The organism is Microbulbifer aestuariivivens (assembly GCF_039545115.1).
Taxonomy (GTDB): Bacteria; Pseudomonadota; Gammaproteobacteria; order Pseudomonadales; family Cellvibrionaceae; genus Microbulbifer; species Microbulbifer aestuariivivens.
In genome coordinates this window covers 1-21799 of the sequence record NZ_BAABRT010000012.1, presented here as the reverse complement: position 1 = coordinate 21799, position 21799 = coordinate 1, and the positions used below count along the sequence as shown (strand labels likewise).

General features: G+C 62.3%; 19 protein-coding genes. 15 read left to right on the top strand and 4 right to left on the bottom strand.

Annotated elements, in window-relative coordinates; genetic code table 11:
• Positions 1-31 precede the first annotated feature (31 nt).
• Complete coding sequence (locus ABEA58_RS08615) at positions 32-1147, top strand: glycosyltransferase family 4 protein (RefSeq protein WP_345550634.1); 1116 nt, start codon at positions 32-34, stop codon at positions 1145-1147.
• A gap of 96 nt (positions 1148-1243) precedes the next feature.
• Here the strand turns inward: ABEA58_RS08615 and ABEA58_RS08610 are convergent, their stop codons facing one another.
• The 3 genes from ABEA58_RS08610 to ABEA58_RS08600 all read right to left on the bottom strand — a co-directional run bounded on the left by ABEA58_RS08610 (position 1244) and on the right by ABEA58_RS08600 (position 4689).
• Positions 1244-2659, bottom strand: a complete 1416-nt coding sequence (locus tag ABEA58_RS08610) for a mannose-1-phosphate guanylyltransferase/mannose-6-phosphate isomerase (RefSeq protein ID WP_425563524.1) — start codon at positions 2657-2659, stop codon at positions 1244-1246.
• 252 nt (positions 2660-2911) lie between these two features.
• Positions 2912-3577, bottom strand: coding sequence for a YrbL family protein (locus ABEA58_RS08605; protein ID WP_345550631.1), 666 nt, complete (start codon positions 3575-3577; stop codon positions 2912-2914).
• Positions 3574-4689, bottom strand: coding sequence for a glycosyltransferase family 4 protein (locus ABEA58_RS08600; protein WP_345550629.1), 1116 nt, complete (start codon positions 4687-4689; stop codon positions 3574-3576). Before ABEA58_RS08600 ends, ABEA58_RS08605 begins: the two co-directional genes overlap by 4 nt.
• 360 nt (positions 4690-5049) lie before the next feature.
• Here ABEA58_RS08600 and ABEA58_RS08595 point away from each other — a divergent pair, with 360 nt between their 5' ends.
• Together ABEA58_RS08595 and waaA are read left to right on the top strand one after the other, a co-directional pair.
• Positions 5050-5964, top strand: a complete 915-nt coding sequence (locus tag ABEA58_RS08595) for a glycosyltransferase family 2 protein (RefSeq protein WP_345550628.1) — start codon at positions 5050-5052, stop codon at positions 5962-5964.
• A 128-nt stretch (positions 5965-6092) separates the two neighbouring features.
• Positions 6093-7382 (top strand): lipid IV(A) 3-deoxy-D-manno-octulosonic acid transferase, encoded by a 1290-nt coding sequence (gene waaA, locus ABEA58_RS08590; RefSeq protein ID WP_345550626.1) that lies wholly within the window; start codon positions 6093-6095, stop codon positions 7380-7382.
• Between the two features lie 156 nt (positions 7383-7538).
• Here the strand turns inward: waaA and ABEA58_RS08585 are convergent, their stop codons facing one another.
• Positions 7539-9038, bottom strand: a complete 1500-nt coding sequence (locus ABEA58_RS08585) for a TolC family outer membrane protein (protein ID WP_345550624.1) — start codon at positions 9036-9038, stop codon at positions 7539-7541.
• 313 nt (positions 9039-9351) lie between these two features.
• Between ABEA58_RS08585 and ABEA58_RS08580 the strand changes: the two genes are divergently transcribed.
• The 12 genes from ABEA58_RS08580 (at position 9352) to ABEA58_RS08525 (ending at position 21394) form a co-directional block, all read left to right on the top strand.
• Positions 9352-10029 (top strand): paraquat-inducible protein A, encoded by a 678-nt coding sequence (locus ABEA58_RS08580; RefSeq protein WP_345550622.1) that lies wholly within the window; start codon positions 9352-9354, stop codon positions 10027-10029.
• Positions 10026-10670, top strand: coding sequence for a paraquat-inducible protein A (locus tag ABEA58_RS08575; RefSeq protein ID WP_345550619.1), 645 nt, complete (start codon positions 10026-10028; stop codon positions 10668-10670). Before ABEA58_RS08580 ends, ABEA58_RS08575 begins: the two co-directional genes overlap by 4 nt.
• Complete coding sequence (locus ABEA58_RS08570; protein ID WP_345550618.1) at positions 10663-13071, top strand: PqiB family protein; 2409 nt, start codon at positions 10663-10665, stop codon at positions 13069-13071. Before ABEA58_RS08575 ends, ABEA58_RS08570 begins: the two co-directional genes overlap by 8 nt.
• A gap of 81 nt (positions 13072-13152) precedes the next feature.
• Entirely contained in the window at positions 13153-13719 is a 567-nt protein-coding gene (locus ABEA58_RS08565; protein ID WP_345550617.1) for a DUF4136 domain-containing protein, read from the top strand.
• A gap of 104 nt (positions 13720-13823) precedes the next feature.
• Positions 13824-14444: a DUF4136 domain-containing protein gene (locus ABEA58_RS08560; protein WP_345550615.1), complete on the top strand. Its 621-nt coding sequence runs from the start codon at positions 13824-13826 to the stop codon at positions 14442-14444.
• Between the two features lie 45 nt (positions 14445-14489).
• Complete coding sequence (locus tag ABEA58_RS08555) at positions 14490-15179, top strand: NUDIX domain-containing protein (protein ID WP_345550614.1); 690 nt, start codon at positions 14490-14492, stop codon at positions 15177-15179.
• Positions 15180-15239: 60 nt separating this feature from the next.
• On the top strand, positions 15240-15806 hold the full coding sequence (locus tag ABEA58_RS08550; protein WP_345550613.1) for a DUF1249 domain-containing protein: 567 nt from the start codon (positions 15240-15242) through the stop codon (positions 15804-15806).
• A 112-nt stretch (positions 15807-15918) separates the two neighbouring features.
• Positions 15919-16722, top strand: a complete 804-nt coding sequence (locus ABEA58_RS08545; protein WP_345550612.1) for a phosphodiesterase — start codon at positions 15919-15921, stop codon at positions 16720-16722.
• Positions 16723-16899: 177 nt separating this feature from the next.
• Positions 16900-17688 (top strand): hypothetical protein, encoded by a 789-nt coding sequence (locus ABEA58_RS08540; protein WP_345550610.1) that lies wholly within the window; start codon positions 16900-16902, stop codon positions 17686-17688.
• A gap of 76 nt (positions 17689-17764) precedes the next feature.
• A complete protein-coding gene (locus ABEA58_RS08535) occupies positions 17765-18388 on the top strand; it encodes a YqiA/YcfP family alpha/beta fold hydrolase (protein ID WP_345550609.1) in 624 nt (207 codons plus the stop codon).
• 12 nt (positions 18389-18400) lie between these two features.
• Entirely contained in the window at positions 18401-20287 is a 1887-nt protein-coding gene (gene parE / locus ABEA58_RS08530; protein WP_345550608.1) for a DNA topoisomerase IV subunit B, read from the top strand.
• A 528-nt stretch (positions 20288-20815) separates the two neighbouring features.
• Positions 20816-21394, top strand: a complete 579-nt coding sequence (locus tag ABEA58_RS08525; RefSeq protein WP_345550606.1) for a hypothetical protein — start codon at positions 20816-20818, stop codon at positions 21392-21394.
• Positions 21395-21799 lie beyond the last annotated feature (405 nt).

Sequence of the window (21799 nt, the reverse complement as noted above, 5' to 3'; positions counted from 1 at the left end):
GGCAGTTAGAAAAAGCTTTCTTGAGGTACCCATGATCCTGATTTCTACTCAGTGTTTCCCGCCCCGCCGCGGCGGCATCGAGATGCTGATGGAGGGTCTCGCCAGCAATCTCGCCGACACTGGTCGGCAGGTGCTGGTACTGGCTGATCGTGTCAATGAAGCTGAAAATGTAACTCTGGATAGTGCCGCAGATCGCACTGGCCACCCTTATCTGGTGCGCTTTTTCGGCGGCGTGAAGTCCTGGCGCCGCCGTCGCAAGGCCCACGCTGTGCGCGCCGCTGTGTGCGCGGGTGGTGTCGAAGGGGTATTCGCTGACTCCTGGAAAAGCGCCGAGTTGCTCGGCGGGCTGGGTGTGCCCCTCGCCGTGTTGGCCCACGGAATGGAATTTCCCGCCCGCCCCAGTGCTGTCAAGCGTGCGCGCATCCGCAAAGCACTGGCCGAGGCCGATGTCGTTATCGCCAATTCCGCCTATACCGCCGAACTGGCGCGCCCCTATCTAGGGCGCAACACCCGTCTGACCGTGATCAACCCGCCTATTGGACCACAAGCGGATGCCGGGCCTGCCCAGCTGGCCGCGCTGGATCAGGTGATTGCCGGGCGAGCGCCGGTAATGCTGACGCTGGCGCGGCTGGAGCCGCGCAAGGGGGTGGATATGGTGATTCGGGCGCTGCCGCAAGTGTGCGCACAGCACCCGGATGCCCTCTATATCGTCGCCGGTAAGGGCGATGATCGGGGCAGGCTTGAGGCGCTGGCTGCGGAGCAAGGTGTTGCGGATCGGGTGCACTTTGCCGGCGCGGTCAGCGAGGAGGAGAAGGCGGCGCTGTTTGCCCGCGCAGATGTGTTCCTGATGCCCGCTCGGCGCGAAGGGGACTCGGTCGAGGGCTTTGGCATCGTCTATCGTGAAGCCAACTGGTACGGCGTGCCGGCACTGGCGGGGCGCGAGGGCGGGGCGGCCGATGCGGTGATCGCCGGCGAAACCGGTTTGCTGTGCAATGCGAACAGCCAGGCCGATGTGAGCGCGCAGATCCTGGCTTTGCTGGACGATCCCCAGCGGCGCAAGTGCATGGGCGAGAATGCCCGGCAGCTGGCCCACGGCAGTGGGCAGTGGCGTGCCGCGATCGAACGATTTATCGATGCTCTTGGCTGAGGGGCGTTAACGCCATCAGCGATCTGGTTCTCTGTGCATTCACCTTTTGCTTTTGCACCTGTGTGCTACCCCATTGGCTGATCAGGTTGTGATTCATCAGTCGCGGGAATAGTGGTCCTCGAAACGGACTATGTCGTCCTCTCCCAGATAGGAGCCCGACTGCACCTCAATGAGTTCCAGAGGAATGGCGCCGGGGTTTTCCAGCCGGTGCTTGACGCCCAAGGGTATATAGGTGGACTGGTTTTCGCTCAGCAGTCGCTGCTCATCGCCACAGGTGACCCGCGCCGTGCCGGAAACCACAATCCAGTGCTCGGCGCGGTGATGATGCATCTGCAGACTCAACTGTGCCCCGGGGTTCACCATGATACGTTTGACCTGGAAGCGTTGCCCCGTGTCCACAGCGTCGTAAAAACCCCAGGGGCGATAAACCTTGCGGTGCACCATGGCCTCTGGGCGGTTATCCGCCTTCAGGCGCTCGACTACTTTCTTAACTTCCTGCACGCGATTCTTTGCCGCCACCATGATGGCATCATCGCTCTCAACAATGACCAGATCATGCAGGCCGATGGCGGCAATGAGCTTGTGATCACTGTGCACATAGCAGTCGCGGCATTCGTGGAGCAGGATATCGCCATTGGTGGTATTGCCGCTGTCATCCTTGGTTGAGGCGTCCCAGAGCGCCGACCAAGAGCCGACATCGCTCCAGCCGCAGTCGAGGGGGGTCATGACGGCATCGCGGCTGTGTTCCATGACCGCGTAATCGATGGAGTCGCTCGGGCTCTGCAGAAATGCGCTGCGGTCAGGGCGCACGAAATCCACATCAATGGTGGCTGCCGCCATGGCCCGCTCGCAGGCGCTCAGAATCTCTGGTCGGTGGTTGCCCAGCTCCTCGATATAGCGGCTGGCCCGAAACAGGAAAATGCCGCTGTTCCAGAAGTAGTCTCCGCTTTTGAGGTATCGCTGTGCGGTTTGCTGGTCGGGTTTTTCTTCAAACTGCTCCACTTTGAATACCCGACTGTTATTGCTTCGCCCTGGCGCGCAGCGAATATAGCCGTAACCGGTTTCCGGGGCAGTGGGGTGGATGCCAAAGGTGGCCAGAGAGCCCTGGTCTGCGGGCTGACACGCCGCCTGGATTGCCTGCCGAAACGCATCGAGATCGCGAATCAGGTGGTCTGCGGGTAGCACCAGCAATAGTGGATCGCCCTCGCCGGCGGCGAGAGCCCGCAGTGCCGCCAGAGCCAGCGCGGGGGCGGTATTGCGCCCGGCAGGCTCCAGCAGGATGCCGCTGTGGTTCTGGCGGATGGCGCGCAGCTGCTCTGCCACGGTAAAGCGATGCTCTTCGCCGCAGACCAGCAGGGGCGGCAGGTGCTCAATCGCCATCAGTCGGCTGCAGGTTTCCTGCAGCATGGTCTGCTCCCCGCAGAGGGTGAGAAACTGCTTGGGGTAGAGCTGACGCGAGAGTGGCCAAAGGCGGGAGCCGGAGCCTCCAGCCATTATCACGGGCAAGATCATCATCTTGGCGAGCCCCTCAATCCCTATTGCCTCGGCGATCACCTGAGAGTGGACTGGAGTAAGGCGCCCGCCGGGCGACCACACCATCCCTGATCTGATCATTATGGACCCGTCCAGCGCGGAGGTTATTGAGCGCGGTGCTCGCAGGCGCTCAGTAGGTGCGAAGTAGGCCCTAAGCAGGGTAATCGGCTGCGCAGGTTCTGCGATCAAGGGTTTCGGCGCTTGAAAGCATGATTTGAAAGCTGCAAAAGCCTACAGGCCCCGGCGCTCGGCCTGCTTCCAGGTGATGGCACGGTCGGATAGCTCCCAGTGAATCCTCCGCCACATGCGAAGGATGCGCCGCTGGATATAGTGCTTGCGGACTCGTGGAAAGTATTCCGCCAGTGGCAGGAATGCGGCACAGCCGAGGCCGTCGATCAGGCACAGCTCCGGCTGCCCACCTTTCTGTCGGATCACCAGATTGTGAGGCAGGATATTCTTGGTCAGTATGCCGGTGTCCTGCAGCCATTGGGAAAAGCGCTGCAGGGCTTCCTCAATGGGCTTGTCGAGGCCGTGCTGCTTGAGATAGTGCTCCAGCGTGATAGCCGGCTGGCCCTGCGGGTCGACGATTAATTCTGTGACTGCGCCGGCGCCTTCGGAGGTATCGTGGATACCGTACCAGCGGGCCAGATGGCGCCAGGCGATACTCTGCTCACCGGCTCCACGCAGTGCCCGCTGCCGATATCCGTCGAGTTCGCGCAAGTTGTCGTCAAAGCGACTATCCCCACCCAACCGCTTGTACCAGGGCGCGCGCCGTTTGAGCTCGTCGATGCGCCCGGCGCGCATGACCTTGACGCATTTTTCCGGGTCCTGCGGATGGCGGTAGCAGTGGCGATTGCCGCCACTGGCAAAAGGGGTCAGCCCGCTGAGGTCAATCACGGTGTGCTCCGCTGTGGCTCGGACAGTAATCGTTCATAGAGGGCCATGGTGCGCCGCGCCTGGGTTTCGAGAGTAAATTCGCTCTGCAGTATCGGTCGCAGGTTGCTGTCGAGCAGCTCGAGGGTTTTGTCTTTCAGTGCTGGGATGTCGCCGTCGGCCACTAGTCCGAAGGGAAAGCAGGCCTGCAGGGACTCCGCCGGGCCGCCGATATCGTAGCCGATCACGGGCGTACCGATGGCTGCGGCCTCGATCACGGTGCGGCCGAAGGGCTCGGGGCGCTTGGAGAGGTTGTACACCAGTGTCGAGGCGCTGTACCAGTAGCGGATATCACTGCGCTGGCCGACGAACGAGACCCTGTCCTCAAGACCCAGTTCCCGTGCGCGCTGGCGCAGCTCATTCGCGTAGTGCTCTTTGTTGGGCTCGGCGCCACCGAGCACCACCCCGTGCAGGTCATCGCGGTCCAGGTCGGCCAGCAGCTGCAGAAAATCCTCCTGGCCTTTCCAGCGGGTCAGGCGCCCCGGCAGCAGCAGCCAGCGTCTGTCCCGCAGCGCCGGGAATTCCGCTTCCACCGAGTCCCGCCAACCCTGCGGAGGGATGAGCTGGTGGGGAAACTCCGCCGTGTCCACCCCCCGGTAGATGATCTCCGGTGGTCGCTTTAGGTAGCTGGTGTAGTTGGTTGTCAGGTAGTCGCGCACACACTGGGAGATGGCGATGACCTGCTCGGCGCTGGCCATAATGGCGCTGTAACGGTTGATGGAGTAGAGGCCATGCGCGGTACTGACCAGCCGGGGCCTGCTGGAGGGTGGCAGTTTCTTCCAGGCGAAATAGGTGAGCCACGCCGGCACCCGCGAACGCACGTGCAGAATATCCGGTTGCTCGCGCCGGATCAGCTCCCGCAGCGGTCTTACCTGACGCAGGCTCGCCAGGGATTTGCGATGGATCGGCAGGCTGAGGTGTCTCGACCCTTCGAGCTCCAGTTGCTCGACCATGCGGCCGCCACTCGAAACCACCAGGGAATCGTGACCCGTTGCCACCAGTGCACGGGCCAGGTCGAGGGTGCCGCGCTCGACGCCGCCGGAATTCAATGCTGGCAGTAATTGCATCACTTTCATTGAGAACTCGCGAATTTCCTGGCTTGAATGTCCCATGCAATCGGATGGCGGGCGTTACCACGCAGGCTCAACCTGCAGTACTTGGGGCGCGACTTTGTACTTGAAAGCACTGAAGTGAGATGGCGACAAAGGAAAAAAGCGACACCTAGCTGGCTTCTCAATCGAGTCCACCAAGAATGTGCTAAATGTGCTTTAGGCACCAACCGTGAAGCAGGGGCGAGCATTATAGACATCCCCGCCGATGGGGTATAGGCTGCCAAAACAATCCCGTCGGCGGGTGATCCCGCATTGCGGCTAGTGACAGGAGGTTACGTTGCGGCCGGTGACAGGAGTTTACGTTGCGGCTAATGACAGGAGTTTATGTTGCAACCTCTGCTTGATATTTGCATCTGTACGTGCCGTAGGCCCGAGCAGCTGCGCCGCACGCTCATGAGCCTTTCGCGGATGAACTTGCCGGATGCAGTCGGGTTATCGGTGACCGTGGTGGACAACGATTCGTCGCAGGGCGCTTCCCGCACTGTAGAAGATCTGCAAGCCACTTTTCCATTTCCGATTCGTTACGTTGTAGAGAGTCGGCCTGGAATTCCTCTAGCCCGTAACCGCTGTCTCGACGAGGCCAAGGCCAAAGGTGTTGATTACCTGGTTTTTATTGACGACGACGAGTGGGTGGACAGCGGTTGGCTGGTAAATCTATATTCTTATGCGCAGAAAGTTGGCGGTAACTCGGTTGTATCCGGGCCTGTGATTAGCTGCCTACCGGTTTCTTCGCCGGAATATTACCAGGTGTTTTTTTGCCGCAAAAAAGGCACGACTGGCGAGCTGATGCCTTACTGCGCCACTAATAACGTGTTGATCCCCAGTTTCCTGTACTCAGAAATGGGACTTCGCTTCGATGAGCGCAACCCTTATGCCGGCGGCACAGACGTAATGTTCTTTACGGAGGCGAGGTCACGGGGTGTCGAAATACGTCGCTGTGTTGAGGCGGTGGTTTATGAGGATGTTCCCGAGCATCGTGCGACGCTGACCTGGCTCTCGAAACGCAAATATTCGGTAGGGATTACACTCGCCCGACAAAAACTCTATGCCGGTCGCAATCGTTCCCAGCTGATGGGGTCAGCCGTAACGCAGTTTGTAGTGGCATCTTTGACACTGCTGGTAGGCCTGCCTTTTCGTCGACTGCGAACGCGCAGCTGGCTCCGCGCCTGCCGCTCAGCGGGTATGGCCTGTGGTGTGCTGGGAGCCGAGTCACAGTTTTACCGCCGCGCTCACACCTGAGCCGCGCCGCGCGGCGTTTATCCCCCCCTCGCTGATCTGCCAATCATCTCCCCCGCGGGCGACGCTCCGGTCGCGGGCGGTTAGAATGCGCTCTCTACCGCGCCTTCAACCGAGTACACAACACCTGTATGCAGTTTTTCTATACCTGGCTCATGCGCCTTGTCCTGCCGTTTATTTTGCTGCGCCTCTGGTGGCGGGGGCGCTCCCTGCCCGCTTACCGGCAGCGCTGGCGCGAGCGGCTGGGGCAGGTTCCCCCGCGGGCGAGCCGCCGGCCCCTGGTCTGGGTGCACTCGGTTTCGGTGGGCGAAACCCTGGCCGCCGTTCCAGTCATTGAAACCCTCGCCGCCCGCCATCAGGACTGGCAGTGGCTGGTCACCACCACCACGCCCACCGGTTCCGAGCGGGTGCACGCGGCGCTGGCGGAAAGTCTGGGTGGCCGCCTGCTGCACTACTATCTGCCCTACGACCTGCCGGAGTGCCTGACCCCCTTCCTCGACAGGCTGCGCCCGCGGCTGCTGATCATTATCGAAACGGAGTTGTGGCCCAACCTACTGCGCCTTTGCGAGAAGCGGGATATTCCCGTGCTGCTGGCCAATGCGCGCCTCAGTGAAAAATCTGCACGGGGCTACGGGCGCTTCGCCGGGCTGACGCGCACTATGCTCGGTCGGCTCGCGCGGGTGGTGGCCCAGTACCCGGATGATGCCGAGCGCTTCCTGAAACTGGGGCTGCCGGCTGAACGCCTGCGCACCAGTGGCAATATCAAGTTTGACCTCACTATCGACCGGGGGCTTTCCAGCGAAGCCCAGGCCATTGGTCACCAGTGGCGCGGAGCCAGCGGTCGTCCGGTGTGGCTGGCCGCCAGTACCCATGAGGGTGAGGACGAGCTTGTCCTGGAGGCCTTTACCCTGTTGCGGGAGCGCTTTGCGGATTTGCTGCTGGTGCTGGTCCCCCGACACCCGCAGCGCTTCGACAGTGTTGCCCGCCTGTGCCGGGAGCGCGGCCTGGCCTGCCGCCGGCGCAGTGCCGGTGGCAATGTCGGTACCGCCGAACAGGTGCTGCTCGGGGATACCATGGGCGAGTTGCTGCGCTTTTACGGTGCCTGCGATGTCGCCTTGGTGGGGGGCAGTCTGGTGCCGGTGGGTGGCCACAATATGATCGAACCCGCCGCCTGGGGGGTGCCGGTGGTTTGCGGCCCGCATCTGCATAATTTCGCCAAAGTGGCGGAGCTGCTGCGGGGTGCCGGTGCGCTTCGGGTGGCGGAGACACCGCGGGAGATCGCCGCGAGCGTCGCAGTGTGGCTCGAAGATGCGCAGCGGAGGGACAGGGATGGTGCTGCTGGCCGCCGTGTGGCGGAGGCGAATAGCGGTGCACTTGGGCGCCTGGTGGACGAGATCGAGTCGCTGGCGGTAACGCTCTGAGGCCTCAACAGGGCCATGCGGGTTTTAGTCAGCCATATCGTTGTCAGGGCTGTCAGCTGTCAGCGCCAGGAGTCAGCGGCGTTGGCCACAGGACAAGCAAAAAGCGGGGCCTGGGCCCCGCTTTTCGTTTACCGGAATGGGTTTGGCACTGAACAGCTACTTGGTTGGCTGAACGGTCGGTTCCGCAGCCGTGGCTGTGGATTCGTTCAGCCGCACAACCGGTGTGGCGGGGTTCAGCTTCGCTTCCAGCTCCTGCAGGTCGGCGGGCGCCAGCAGGCCGGCGACGCGCTTCAGGCGCAGGGTGTTGTCGATATAGTCGTAAATGGCGTTGGCGTAATCCGTTCTGGCCTGGAACAGCGCACGCTGAGCCAGCAGCACATCGACGATATTGCGGGTACCCACTTCGTAGCCGGCCTGATTCGCTTCCAGGGCCGCCTGCGCGGAAATCACCGCCTGCTTGCGCGCACTGACCCGGGATACGTCGGTAGCCAGGTTGCGGTGCAGGGTGCGGGCGCTCTGGATGGTGTTGCGCTGTACCAGATTGCGCAGGTCCTGGGCCTGGAACGACAGGTCGCGGGCCTGACGGCGGCTGGCACTGAGGCGACCACCGGTAAAGATCGGTACGTTCAGGGTCAGTGCGGTGACCGTGGTTTCGCTTGTTGTGTCGACAGGCAGGTCGATAGGTAGCTCTCCGGGTAGCGAAGTAGAGGTATCGCCTTCCCGGGTGAGGTCCGAGTAACTGACGGAGCCGTAGAGCGTCGGCAGGTGTTCTGCTGCGGCGGCGCGGGCGCTGCTGCGAGCCGCATCGGCTGCCAGGCGAGCGGCTTTCAGATCGAAATTGTTCTGCAGGGCAAATTCCACCCAGGCGGCGCGCTCTGCGGGTTCCGGCGGGGCGACGGTGAAGCCGTCCTGCAGGGGCGCGACCTGGTTGTGCTGGGTGCCGGTGAGGATGGACAGGGCGTCGAAATTGCTGAGCAGGCTGTCTTCCGCGGTCAGACGTCGGGCCACGGCATTTTCGTAGGCGGCCTGGCTGTCGTAGACATCGGTAATCGCGGTGAGGCCCACCTCGAAGCGCTGGCGGGTCTGCTCCAGCTGCTTGGCCAGGGCCTCTTCCTCGGCCTTGGCGGCTTCCAGCACATCGTAGGCACGCAGGACGTTGAAGTAAGTGGTCGCTACGCGCAGCATCATCTCCTGCTGGTTGGCGCTGAACTCCGCCGCCGCCTGCTCGCTCTGGAATTTGCCCTGGCGGTAGCCGAACCAGGCGGGGAGGTCGAAGATGGCCTGGTCGAGGCGCGCCGAGTAGACAGTATCGTCGACATCGGTACTCCGACTGTTGGGCGTGGTCAGGACGCCGGTGGGGCCAAAGGTGTAGTCAAACTGGGTGGAGCTGGAGCTGGTAGTGCTGCGCTCCGCGGAGCCATTGATCTGCGGCAGCAGCGCGGAGCGGCCGAGGTTTTTCGCCTCCAGTCCCGCCTCGAAGGCGGCGCGATCGGCCGCCAGTTGTGGATCGTTGTCCAGCGCCTGCAGGTAGATTTCCCACAGGGTGTCTGCCTGCGCCTGAAGGCTGCCAAGGCCGAGGAGAGCGGCCGCCAGCAGGGATTTCAGGGGGCGACCGGCGCGCTTGCCGCGCCTGTGGGTGGGGTCAATTCTTTTCATTGATCTCTACTTCCTGTGGTGGATGCGGTCTCAAACATGCCAGTCTCCCCACTGGCCGGGCCCGCGGGGGGGCCTGCAAGTCGCGAGAGTGTACCCCCCGCTTTGGGGGTCGTCGAGGCGAGGGGGTGGCTTTTTTGCTATATCTTCGTTGAACCGACAGCAATGTGCGGTTATTCACCGCGGGGCGGTTGGGAGCACAAGTGGCGGCACAAGTAACGGCTAGTTCTTGCCCCTTCTCCCTTTCGAACTCCCTCTATAGACGCCACCGTCCGGCATTTGGATGCATGAACGGTCAAATGGATGTTTCTCTCCCATGGAGCAGGGTGCTACCGATTCCGCCCGTGGCTGGCGGCGAGCCTGTCACGAGTGCGACCTGTTGCTGGCCAATGACACTGCTCCGCCCGGCGGCAAGCTGGTGTGCCCGCGCTGCAATGCGCTGATTCACCGCAATCCCGCACACAGCATGCATTACACCGCGGCGCTCAGCATCAGCGGGCTGCTGCTGTTTATTCCCGCGGCAACCCTGCCGCTGCTGAAATTTTCCATTCTCTCTTTTGGCTCGGAAAACACCCTCTTGAACGGGGTCCATGCCCTGTTTGGCTCCGGTTATATCTGGCTGGCCTCGCTGGTGCTGTTTTGCAGCGTTGTGGCGCCTTGCGGGCGCTTCCTGCTGCTGGCCTTTATCAGCCTCGGCTGTCTCTGGGGGGCGCTGGACCGGCCGGTAACCGCGGCGGTGCGCTGCTATCAGCACATCAGGGAGTGGGCCATGCTGGATGTCTATATGCTCGGCATACTGGTGGCGCTGATCAAAATGCAGGACCTCGGCCACATGGTGGTGGAGACGGGACTCTATTGTTTTGTCGGCCTGATGCTGCTGTCCAACCTCACCCTGCTGTCTTTTGATCAGCAGTCCGTCTGGCGGCGGATGGCGCGCAGGCGCGGGGCGGCGCAGGCCGAGAAAAATGACAGCGCCGGCGAGGTGGCACCGTGAGTCGGGCCGAGAACGCGCTGGCACACGGCCTCTGCACCTGCCTGTGCTGCCACCAGTTGCAGAGGCTGCCCGCGGGGGCGTTTCGCGGCCGCTGCCACCGCTGCGGGGCGACTGTGTACGGCCGCATCGAGGGCAGCCTGATGCTGACCTGGGCGCTGGTGCTGACCGCCGCCTTCCTGCTGGTGCCGGCGAATATCCTGCCGGTAATGACGGTCATCTACCTGGGTTCCGGCGAGCCCAGCACCATTCTCGGCGGCACTCTGGAGCTGTATCGCAATGATCTCTGGGGCATTGCGCTGCTGGTGTTTATCGCCAGTATCGCCGTACCGGTGATGAAGCTGCTGGGCCTTGTGGTACTGCTGCTGCAGGTGCAGTGGCGCGGGCCGCGCAGCCCCCTGCAGAGTATGCGCATCTACCGGGTGGTGGCGGCTATCGGGCGCTGGTCGCTGCTGGACCTGTTTATGATTTCGATTCTGGTGGCGTTGGTGAACCTGGGCGCCGTAGCCGAAGTGCGCGCCGGTCCCGGCAGTACCGCCTTCGCCACCGTGGTGGTGGTCACCATGCTGGCTGCGCGCACCTTCGACCCGCGCCTGCTGTGGGACGCCCGCTATCGCCGTATGGGGGCGTCGGGCGATGACTGAAGCGCAGACTCCCCAGACGCAGATTCCCGAAGCGCGGCTCAAGCGCAGCCGCGGCCTGCCGCTGGTGTGGCTGTTGCCGCTGGTGGCGGCCATCATCGCCGTGTGGCTCTTGTACCGGGATTTCACCCAGGGCGACATCGGCGCAGAGATTCTTTTTCCCTCCGGGGACGGTCTCGTGCAGGGCAAGACGGTGGTGAAGTACTCCGGGGTGGATATCGGCGTGGTGCGCGATTTTCGCCTGGTGCCCAATGCGCAAGCGCTGGACGGCGCGGACGGAGTACTGGCCAAAGTCGAGTTCAACCCCAGTGCCGAGTTCCTGCTGGTGAAGGGCAGCCGCTTCTGGCTGGTCAAGCCGGAGGTCTCGGTGACCGGCATCAGCGGCCTGGAGACGCTGGTGTCCGGTAACTATATCGCCGTGGAGCCCGGCAGCGGAGGGCCGGAGCGGGAGTTTGTGGCCTTGGCGCAGCCGCCGGCACAGGTGTCCGGGGAGGGGCTGCGGGTGCTGGTCAGGGCGCCGCGGCTCGCCTCCCTCAACCGGGGCTCGCCGGTGTATTACCGGCAGTTGGAAGTGGGCGAGGTGGAGAGCTACCGGCTGTCGGATAACGACAGCGAGGTGCAGATAGAACTCTTTATCCGCAAGCGCTACGCGCATCTGGTGCACCGGGGCAGCCGCTTCTGGAACAGCTCCGGTATCAGTATCGAGGGCGGCATCAGCGGGGTGAAAGTGGAGGTGGAGTCGCTCGCCTCCCTGCTCGCCGGCGGTATCAGTTTCTACACCCCGGAGAAACAGCGGCAGTCGCCACTGGCAAAGAGCGGGCAGGAATTCCACCTTTACAGCAGTTTCGCCGAAGCCGATGCCGGCATCCCCATCACCCTCAATTTTGATCGGGGGGTGAATGTCACCCCTGGCAGCACGCAGGTGGTGTACCACGGCATCAAGGTGGGCGAGGTCAGCGGCAGCAAGGCCCGCGCCTCCCTGGATGGCATGGTGGTGGAGGTACTGATGGACCCGATCACCGATGACCTGCTCACCGAGAACACCCGCTTCTGGAAGGCCACGCCGACCCTCGATATTTCCTCGGGGCTCAGTCAGCTGCTGGAGGGCAACCGTATCGAGGTGGATCTGCGGCGCGGGCAGCGCTCGGTGCGGGAGTTTTCCGCCAGCGCCGAAGCGCCGCAGCGGGACCCCCGCGTGCCGGGACTGCACCTGAAGCTCACTACCCGCGATCCTGGCTCGTTACAGCGCGGCGCCTCGGTGTATTTCCGCCGTATTGAGGTGGGTCTTGTGCAGGGCATGGCACTCAACCGGGATGGTTCCGGGGTCACGGTATTTGCGGTGATTCAGCCGCGCTATGCCCATCTGGTGCACAGTCGCACCCGCTTCTGGAATGTCAGCGGGCTGCGCGCCAGCGCCGGTCTCGACGGGCTCGAGGTGGAGGCGGACTCGCTGCTGTCACTGGTGCGCGGCGGCATTGCCTTCGGCAGCAGTCGCCGGGCGCGGGAGAGCGCGGCGCCGGTGCGGGATGGCGCAAGCTTCCCGCTCTATCCGAGCCGCGAGGATGCGTTCGAAGAGGGGCTCGACATCACCATTGATCTCCCTTCCGCCGATGGGTTGCGCGAAGGTGCGGCGATCCGCTACCGCGGCATTCAGGTGGGGGAGGTGCGGCGCCTGCGGTTGGGGCATGACCTGGCGACGGTGCGCGCCAGGGCGACGCTGTTTCAGCACGCCGACAGGTTCGCGCGGGCGGGCACCCGTATGTGGGTGGTGGGGCCGCAAATCGGCCTCGACAATGTGGCCAATGTGGACACGCTGATCACCGGGCGCTATCTGGAGCTGGAGCCGGGCTTCGGGCCCCCGCAGACCGAATTTCGCGCCGAGCTGCAGCCCCCCGCGCAGGACCTGGCGGAGACCCTGATGCGCCCGGGGTTGACGGTTATCCTCAATGCGCCGCGCCGCGGCTCGCTGCGCGCCGGCAGCCCGGTGTATTACCGCCAGGTGCAGGTGGGTGAGGTCACCGGCTACGCCCTGGGGGAACTGGCGGACCGGGTCTACATCTACGTCCATATCCAGCCCCGCTATCGCGCACTGGTGCGCGAGCACACGGTGTTCTGGGCGGCCAGCGGCATCGAGGTGAACTTTGGTTTGGAGAGCGGCCTCACGGTGCACACCGAGTCGGCCAGGGCGCTGCTGGATGGCGGTATTGCCTTCGCCACCCCAGAGCGTCCGGCCATGGGTGCGGAGGTGGAATCCGGCAGCCACTACCCGCTGTATCCGGAAGTGAAGCCCGAGTGGCTGGGCTGGCGTCCTAGAATAGAACTATATGCCCGCGAAAATGCCGGCGAAGGCGCTGGCGAAGAAGCTGGTATTGGAGTCGATGCCCGCGCAGAGCCGGTAAAATGATATCGTCAGCGGCCGCGCCGGCTGACCAGCACAGGCTAAAGCGGCAGACCGCCGTCACCAGGAATACACAGGGAGAGTGCCATGCAATTTAGAACCCTCGGCCAACTGGTCGCACTGGCGCTGGGCGCGCTGGCATTGCTGGCCTGCGATACCCTGGATGTCGAGCGGGTGCAGCCCGGTGCCGCGCCGGTGGCGTTTTCCACCTACGCCTGGGGGCAGTCCTCCCTGAGCGAGGACACCGGCGCCGCCGCGCAGCTGGTGGAGCTGGACGAGGATCTGCGCACCGCCGTTGCGGCGCTGATGCAGTCCCGCGGCTACCGGCTGGTGAATGACCCCACGGGCGCCGATATGGTGATGGACTACCAGGTCGCCATTATCGAGGAGGAATTCGCCAGCGAAGCGGAGAACTCCAGCTGGGAGGCCCAGTTCGACTCCAACGCCCAGCGTGGTGTGGTGGAGCTTCCCTCCCAGGTGGGCGCCCCGCGGGTAATACTGACCCTGGGCCTTGGCCGCCCCGGCGGCCGGGTCATCTGGGGCGGCAGCGCCACCAAGCTGCTGGCCCGCCCGGAAAACGCCGAGGAGCGCCGCCGGACGCTGAATACCGCCGTGCAGGAACTGTTGCTGGACCTGCCTGCGGCGGCTTACTGAACCCGCTTTTTTGCCCGCCGGGGCGGAAAACCGGACAATACCGCTTTCACCGGACAGGGATGCCGGGTCTCCACAAGCTTGGGTTGTGCCTAGGAGCTCCCGATATGGTTTCCCGATTCACTGCCGCGCGCCTGTCTCCCGCGGAGCGCCTTTCCCCCGCCGCGCGCTTCACCCCCGCCGCGACCACTGCCTGCCGCTGGTCGGCGCGGGCCGCGCTGATCGCCGCCTGCCTGTGGTTGTTTGGCTGCGCCGCAGTCCCGCAAGTAGCGGTGGATTACGATCCGCAGGCAGACTTCTCCCGCCTGCAAACCTATTACCTGCTCGACCCCCTTGCCACCGGCCCGGTGGCGCCACTGGAGCTGAAGCGCGCCCGCCAGGCGGTGGAGCAACAGTTGCAGTACCGCTACCGCCCCGCGGACAGCGCGGCAGCGGCAGACTTTCTGGTGCGGGTGCAGCTGCAGGGTAGCGAGCGCGTGGCGGTCTACGAGGACCGCTTCAGCCTCTACGGCGGGCACGGCCCCTGGGGTTTTGGCTGGCAGGTGCCCCTGAACGTGCGCCAGTACCGGCAGGTCCATCTGGTTATCGATGCCCTGTCCGCGCAAAAAGCGCCGCTCTGGCGCGGCAGTGTGCGTTCAGCCGCCATGGGCGCGCGCAGCCCGCAAGAGCAGCAGCAGCGCCTTGCCAGCGAGGCGGCGTTAATCTTGAGTCGCTTTCCGCCTTACTGACAGGCAAACTCTCCTAAACATGACGCCAATGAAGGATGGAACGCCATGAGCAGGGATAGCGAGCAGCAACCGCCGCCGGATAGCCGGGATCTCAGCCCCCCCTTTACCCGGCAGGCGGTGGAGATACTGGAGCGGCAGCCCGTGTTTCAGGGCTTCTTCACCATGCTGCGCCTGAAGCTGCGCCACCGCCTTTTTCGCGGTGGCTGGAGCGCGACAATGCAGCGAGAGCTGTTTGTGCGCGACCCGGCGGTGGGGGTGCTGCTCTACGATCCCGAGCGCGACCTGGTGGCGCTGACAGAACAGTTTCGGGTCGGAGCGCTGGAGCGCGCCGGCGGCCCTTGGTGCCTGGAGGTGGTGGCGGGTATGGTTGAGGCGGGGGAAACCCTGCAAGAGGTGGCCCGCCGCGAGGTGTTCGAGGAGGCCGGTATCGCGGTGGAGGAGCTGCGCTATATCCGCAGTTACCTGCCCAGCCCGGGTGGCAGCAGCGAGCGCATGCACCTCTTTTGCGCCCTGGTAGACCTGAGCGCAGCGGGCGGGCACTTTGGTGTGCCTTCCGAGCACGAGGATATACGCTTGCGAGTGTTGCCCTGTGAGGAGCTGCTGGAGGTTCTGGAGGGCGGCGATCCAGAGGGGACGCCAATCGACAACGCGGCCAGCATCATCAGCCTGCAGTGGCTGCGACACCACCGGGCGACGCTGCGCGGGGGAGCGCATCCCGAGGTGGGCGGGCGCTGAGCTGCGCCACCCACAAACTGAGATCTCAATCACGGCGGCAAGCCAAGGGGAGTGTCAATAATGACCCCAAGGAAAAATCTGGCCAGTATCGAGCGCAAAGTCGGCGACCTGATCAGCAAGAGTCGCGCAAAGTCCGCCTATCAGGTCGACTTGCCGGCTTATCATGCCGACTGTGACGCCAATTACCTGCGCCTCTGCAAGTTGCTGCCGGAGCTGCCCACCCGCGGCCAGTGGCGCTACCAGATGCCCCATGGCGCGCTGGAGCTTTCGGTGTTGGAGCGCTCCCGCTACACCACCGAGGTGTGCCTGAGCGCTTCCACACACCCGGCAGATGGGGGGGAAGGCTGTGAGCGGCATAAAGGGGGTGACGGCCACAAAGACTGGATGGCGCCGCCGAAACTGACCGTGCGCCTCTACCACGACGCCCGCATGGCGGAAGTGGTCGCGGTGGATGGCCGCGGCCCGCTGCCGGAGCCGGCGGCCTCGGCGCCGCGCGGGGAGCGCCGGCGCCCCCAGGGCGCCGACGAACGCCAGCAGGCCAATCGTTTTCTGGGCGAGTGGCTGGGCCACTGCCTGGCGAATGGGCGCACGGAATTTGAATTGATACTGGATGGCCGGCGGTTGTAGGAGATCGCTGCCGGTGGAGATGAGTCGGTGAAAATAACAAAAAGCCCGTCAGGCCTTTTCGCCTGGCTGCCGCTTGCGGCATGCACAGGGAATTGCAGAGCGAGTAAAGCAAGTGAGTGAAAAGCCGCAAGGGCGTCCGCACCGGTTGGTACAGTTCACCGATCCCCATATTGGCGGCCGGCCCGACTATCAATTGCTGGGGCTCGATACCGGGCGCACCCTCGACGAGGTGCTCGGTCGTATCGAGCGGGACCAGCCCGCCGCAGAGCTTTTGGTCGCCACCGGCGATATCACCGCCAACGGCTCGGAAGCCGCTTACCAGCGCTTTCTGGCGCGCATGCAGAAGGTGGATACGCGCTGGTGCTGGCTGCCGGGCAACCACGATGTGGTCGGGCGTATGCACCAGCTGGCGCCGGACCGTTTCGTCGACGAGCTGGCGCTGGGGGCCTGGCGGCTGCTGCTGTTGGATACCAGCGTCGAAAACCTGATATGCGGCGGTCTTTCCGATGCCCGCCTCGATCGCCTCGCGAGCCTTCTGCAGCGTGACCCGGAGCGGCCGGTACTCATCCTGATGCACCACCAGCCGGTGCCGGTGGGCAGCGACTGGATCGATGGCCACATGCTGCACCAGGGGCGCGAACGCTTTCTTGAGCTGGTGCGTGCAACGCCGCAGCTGCGCGCCATAGTGTGGGGCCACGTGCACCAGCAGTTCGACGGCCAGCTGGGCCATGTCGGCCTCCACAGCACCCCGTCCACATCGGTACAGTTCACCCCCGGCAGCGGCCCCTTTGCTGTCGATGAGAAGATGCCCGGCTATCGCTGGCTCGACCTGTATGATGACGGCCGCTATGCAACCGGTGTCGAACGGGTACTGGTGTCGGAGTACAGCGTCGACCTGACTTCCGACGGCTACTAGCCCGGCTGGTTCGGCCTTCTTTCTCGCCTCTCTTGCTCGCCCCTCTTGCTCGCCTTCTACCCCGTTGTTATCCCGCAGCCTGTCCCGCTCCGGTCCCCTGTGGATCGAGCGGGTGGGTCTTACAATGGATCTGTTGCCAGCAGGTTGGGAGGCCGCGATATGGTGGCAGAAAGCAGTATGGTTGCAGAAAAATGCAAAGCGATGCTGTCAGCGGTATCGGCGCTGTCGGTGGCGGTCTTGCTTGCCGGGACCACCCTTGGCTTGGCCGGCGCGCTCGCTGGCTGTGCCGCCGGACCCGCTCAGCGGGTTCAGGCCAGCGCCGCCTCATCCGAAGATTTATCAGCCAATCTGACCGTGGCCGGCGCTGCCGGGTCAGTGGTCGGGTCAGGGGGCCTGCAGTCGCGATCCAGCTCGCTGGACAACGTCAGCGCGGTGTTTGCCCTGGATTTGAGCGGTGCCAGTGTGTATGTGGCGCCACTGGAAATCCGTTACCGCCCCAGGCCGCCGGGCGCGTTGCAAAACTCGGTTATTGGGCTGGATGCCCGCAAGCGGGAGCTGGATAGCGCCGACCGCGCCCGCCTGCAGGAAGTGATGGAGCAGGCGTTTGCCGGGCAGTTTCTCGGCCCCCGCGGTGCACGCCTGACCTCGCAGCGGCGCGGGGCGAACTACACCCTGCGGCTGCGACTGGATGACTTCTATCTGCCGGCGCCCCTGCAGCCGACCAGTGGCCTGCAGCAGGTGTTCAGCGAGGGCGTGGCCTCCGGCACCCTGGCGGGAACCCTGTACGACCGCGAGGGCAACCCGGTGCTGCAGTTCAGCGAGCGGCGCCAGTTCGGCGATCATCTTGCCGGTTTTGCCGGCCCCGGCGGTGCTTCCCTGCAGCGTTTCTCCCCACCCGCCTTTTGGGCCGGCATGCGTATGGACTTGCGGCACATCTTTGCCGGCCTCAATCGCAGCCTGCCCTGATCTAATCAGGGCAGCGTGGGGCGCCTCTCTCGGTTCGGGGTTTGCTATCGACGCGGCCGGGATATAATCCCTCGCCATGTCACAATCACAATCCAAGTTTGAGCCGGTGCTGATTTACCTGCACGGCTTTCTCTCGTCTCCCCAGTCTTTCAAGTGCCAGCAGATGCGCGCCTGGCTGGCGGATAGCCACCCTCGGATCACCTTCTGTGCGCCCCAGCTGTCGCCGCATCCGGGTATCGCCATGGAAGCGTTGAGCGCACTGCTGCAGCGCTACACCACCCAGCAGGCGCCAGTGCCAATCGGGCTGGTGGGCAGCTCCATGGGCGGCTTTATGGCCACAGTCCTCGGCGAGCGCTACCGGCTGCCGGCGGTGCTGGTAAACCCGGCGGTGCAGCCGGCCCGCTTTATGCCCGCGTATCTGGGCCAGACGCTGCGCCCCTACAGCGGCGAGGAGCGCGAGTATCGCCTTACCCGGGCGGACGTTGATACCATGGAAGAATTGGAGGGGGAAATCCCAGCGCCGCTGCAGGGCCGCTACTGGCTGCTCGCGCAGCGTGGTGACGAAACTCTCGACTGCCGTGAGGCCGAGGCCTTTTACCGCGGCCAGCGCCAAACCATCGAAGAGGGCGGCGACCACAGTTTTCAGGGGTTTGAGCGCTACCATCAAGCCATCATCGATTTTCTATTCAACCAGCAGTAAACAAATAACAATATGGCCAATTACTCTGCCGAAGATATTGAAGTCCTCACGGGATTGGACCCGGTGCGTAAACGCCCGGGGATGTACACCGACACCACCCGTCCCAACCACCTGGCCCAGGAAGTCATCGACAACAGCGTGGACGAGGCCCTCGCCGGCCACGCCAAAAAAGTCGAAGTGGTGCTGCACAAGGATCACTCCCTCTCGGTCAGTGATGACGGCCGCGGTATGCCGGTGGATATTCACCCCGAGCAGGGCCGCCCCGGGGTAGAAGTGATCCTGTCCACGCTGCACGCCGGCGGCAAGTTCTCCAATAAGAACTACCAGTTTTCCGGCGGCCTGCACGGGGTGGGTGTGTCGGTGGTGAACGCCCTGTCCAAAGTGCTGGAAATCACCATTCAGCGGGATGGCCATGTCTATCGCATGGGTTTCCAGAACGGCAATAAGGCCTCGGAACTGGAAGTGATCGGCACCTGCGGCAAGCGCACCACCGGCACCAGCCTGCGCTTTATGCCCGACCCGCAATATTTCGACTCGCCGAAGTTTTCCGCGCGTCACCTGCGCCACCTGCTGCGCGCCAAGGCGGTGCTCTGCCCGGGCCTCACCGTGGTCTTTATTAACGAGCAGGATGGCGAATCCGACGAGTGGTATTACGAAGACGGTCTGAAGGATTACCTCGCCGCCGCCAATCAGGGCTGGGAAGTACTGCCCGCTGAACCCTTTGTGGGCAGTTTTTCCGCCGCCACCGAAGCGGCGGACTGGGCGGTGCAGTGGCTGCCGGAGGGCGGCGAAGTCACGGCGGAATCCTATGTAAACCTCATCCCCACCGCCCAGGGCGGTACCCATGTAAACGGCTTGCGCAGCGGCCTCCTGGAGGCGATGCGCGAATACTGCGAAATCCGCAACCTCATGCCCCGCGGCGTCAAGCTGGGGCCAGAGGATATCTGGTCGCAGTGTTCTTATGTGCTGTCGGCCAAGCTGGCGGACCCGCAGTTTTCTGGCCAGACCAAAGAGCGCCTCTCCTCCCGCGAGGCCACCGCGTTCGTCTCCGGGGTCGCCAAGGACGCCTTCAGCCTGTGGTTGAACCAGCACACGGAAGAGGGCGATAAGCTTGCCGAACTGTGTATCGGCAATGCGCAAAAGCGCCTGCGCTCCGCCAAAAAAGTCGCGCGCAAAAAAGTCACCCAGGGGCCCGCGCTGCCGGGCAAGCTGGCGGACTGCGCCAGTGGCGATGCCAGCCGCTCGGAACTGTTTCTGGTGGAGGGTGACTCCGCCGGCGGCTCCGCCAAGCAGGCCCGCGACCGCGACTTCCAGGCCATCATGCCCCTGCGCGGCAAAATTCTGAACACCTGGGAAGTGGACTCCGGCGAGATTTTCTCCAACCAGGAAGTGCACGATATCGCCGTGGCACTGGGTGTGGACCCGGCCAGCGACGACCTCGAAGGGCTGCGCTACAACAAAGTCTGCATCCTCGCCGATGCCGACTCCGACGGCTTGCATATCGCCACCCTGCTGTGCGCACTCTTCCTGCGTCACTTCCGCGCACTGGTCACCGGTGGCCACGTGTACGTGGCCATGCCGCCGCTGTTCCGCATCGATATCGGCAAGGACGTCTATTACGCCCTTGATGAAGCGGAAAAGCAGGGCATCCTCGATCGCATCACCGCCGAAAAGAAAAAAGGCAAAGTGCAGGTCACCCGATTCAAGGGCCTCGGAGAAATGAACCCGCTGCAATTGCGGGAAACCACCATGGACCCGAATACCCGCCGCCTCGTGCAGCTCTACATCGACCCCGGCGATGACAGCAACCAGATTATGGATATGCTGCTCGCCAAGAAAAGGGCGGGAGATCGCAAGCAGTGGCTGGAGAGCAAGGGCAACCTGGCAGAGGTGGGCTGATTCAGTTCCCACGGGTCAGCGTCGAGCGCAATGCTTACACGCTAATAAAGTAATCAAAAGAGCCCCGCAATGCGGGGCTCTTTTGATTGTAGACTCACATTGTTCACGGGAGCTGGTGTGGTTGCGGGTTTCAGAGAGGTAAGCCTTATCAGAATAAATGATGGTGCCTGGTTTTCTTTCTTGATCCTAAGTCATCACACAATAAAGTCTTGCCTCATTTGTGTGCAGCTGAGGGTGATGGTGCTTCAGTGGGGGGGATGAATAAGGCGTCTTAATTTCACTCTGACGCAGATTGTTCCTGCAGGAGTTCAGCTTAAAAGTCGTTATTGTATCGTGAAGAATAAGGTGACTTTCTTTATCTTTCCACAATTTTCCAACCTGTAAATATGATATCTTTTCGATCTGTTTGTTGGATGAAAGTCAATGGTTGATTTCTTTTGGTGGGGTGAATATAAGCTTCACTGGGAGATTTCTTAATTTAATAATTGAGCTTTCTATTAAAATAATATTCAAGAAGAAGGTCTGCGAATGAAATATATAGTGTTTGTAATGTCATTATTGTTCTTATCTGGCTGTTCAAGTCAATTTACTAAGCCGCATGAGGGTGTTGATAACGCACAAATAAGATTGGCATCAATTCCAAGCAATAATAATTTTATCCATGAGGTAGAGTATGATAAATGTATTTATGGCAATGGTTCTGATCAGATCGCCACGCTGGGGTCAAAGGCTAACTTGATTCGCAGTTTAAGCAGGAATGGCATACCGCTCTATGATTCCGGCATTAGTGATTCCCATCAAAACGAAGTGTATATTCCAGCTGGAAATCAGTTTGCTTTTCAGTTTAATGGTGTTGGGATAGCTGGATACTTTCCCGGCGTGATTGATACTAATTATGGTGCGTTATATTCGTGGTGCAGAAGAATAGTTTCTTTCACTCCTGCGCCTGGGGGTCTCTATGAGGCTATCTACGATATTATAGAAGCACCGAATGGGAGAAAAGCGTGTGATGTTAAGCTCTTTGAGATTTCCAAAAATGCAGCTGGCGCATACGAAAAAGTTGAGGCTCAAAACTACAATGTGGTGAGTAAGTACTGTGGTTCTTGATGGTTTGGTTTAGGGTGACGTTTTGGCATTTATTTTTCCCGCCTTTGGGAAGGCTGTAAACGGAATAATTGCAATTGGGGTCATGTAATTGGGGCCAGAGCAGAATTATGACGCCTATTTTTTCTGCTCGATCCTGAGGAATTCCATTAGGGGTTTCCCTCTACTTTTTATAATCTCTTTTTCAGGTTACAGTGAGTGGCCTGAAAAAGTACCTGTGGCCCGCAAGAGATGTTCAGCGGGATTCTACGCCTTAATTTACTCTGACCCCAATTATTCTGCAGCGAGGAGGGGGAAATTGCCGGGCTGGATGTGGCGGGCGAGCAGCAGATGTTTGCCCGCAATAGCCGTGGCCAGATTACCGGTTTAAGTTTTGCGGGTATTGAATATCACTTCGGCTACGATGCG

Coding starts and splice junctions, on each gene's coding strand:
- ABEA58_RS08615 (WP_345550634.1), top strand. CDS start 32: ATGATCCTGATTTCTACTCAGTGTTTCCCGCCCCGCCGCGGCGGCATC.
- ABEA58_RS08610 (WP_425563524.1), bottom strand. CDS start 2,659: ATGATCTTGCCCGTGATAATGGCTGGAGGCTCCGGCTCCCGCCTTTGG.
- ABEA58_RS08600 (WP_345550629.1), bottom strand. CDS start 4,689: ATGAAAGTGATGCAATTACTGCCAGCATTGAATTCCGGCGGCGTCGAG.
- ABEA58_RS08595 (WP_345550628.1), top strand. CDS start 5,050: ATGTTGCAACCTCTGCTTGATATTTGCATCTGTACGTGCCGTAGGCCC.
- waaA (WP_345550626.1), top strand. CDS start 6,093: ATGCAGTTTTTCTATACCTGGCTCATGCGCCTTGTCCTGCCGTTTATT.
- ABEA58_RS08585 (WP_345550624.1), bottom strand. CDS start 9,038: ATGAAAAGAATTGACCCCACCCACAGGCGCGGCAAGCGCGCCGGTCGC.
- ABEA58_RS08580 (WP_345550622.1), top strand. CDS start 9,352: ATGGAGCAGGGTGCTACCGATTCCGCCCGTGGCTGGCGGCGAGCCTGT.
- ABEA58_RS08570 (WP_345550618.1), top strand. CDS start 10,663: ATGACTGAAGCGCAGACTCCCCAGACGCAGATTCCCGAAGCGCGGCTC.
- ABEA58_RS08565 (WP_345550617.1), top strand. CDS start 13,153: ATGCAATTTAGAACCCTCGGCCAACTGGTCGCACTGGCGCTGGGCGCG.
- ABEA58_RS08560 (WP_345550615.1), top strand. CDS start 13,824: ATGGTTTCCCGATTCACTGCCGCGCGCCTGTCTCCCGCGGAGCGCCTT.
- ABEA58_RS08555 (WP_345550614.1), top strand. CDS start 14,490: ATGAGCAGGGATAGCGAGCAGCAACCGCCGCCGGATAGCCGGGATCTC.
- ABEA58_RS08550 (WP_345550613.1), top strand. CDS start 15,240: ATGACCCCAAGGAAAAATCTGGCCAGTATCGAGCGCAAAGTCGGCGAC.
- ABEA58_RS08540 (WP_345550610.1), top strand. CDS start 16,900: ATGGTTGCAGAAAAATGCAAAGCGATGCTGTCAGCGGTATCGGCGCTG.
- ABEA58_RS08535 (WP_345550609.1), top strand. CDS start 17,765: ATGTCACAATCACAATCCAAGTTTGAGCCGGTGCTGATTTACCTGCAC.
- parE (WP_345550608.1), top strand. CDS start 18,401: ATGGCCAATTACTCTGCCGAAGATATTGAAGTCCTCACGGGATTGGAC.
- ABEA58_RS08525 (WP_345550606.1), top strand. CDS start 20,816: ATGAAATATATAGTGTTTGTAATGTCATTATTGTTCTTATCTGGCTGT.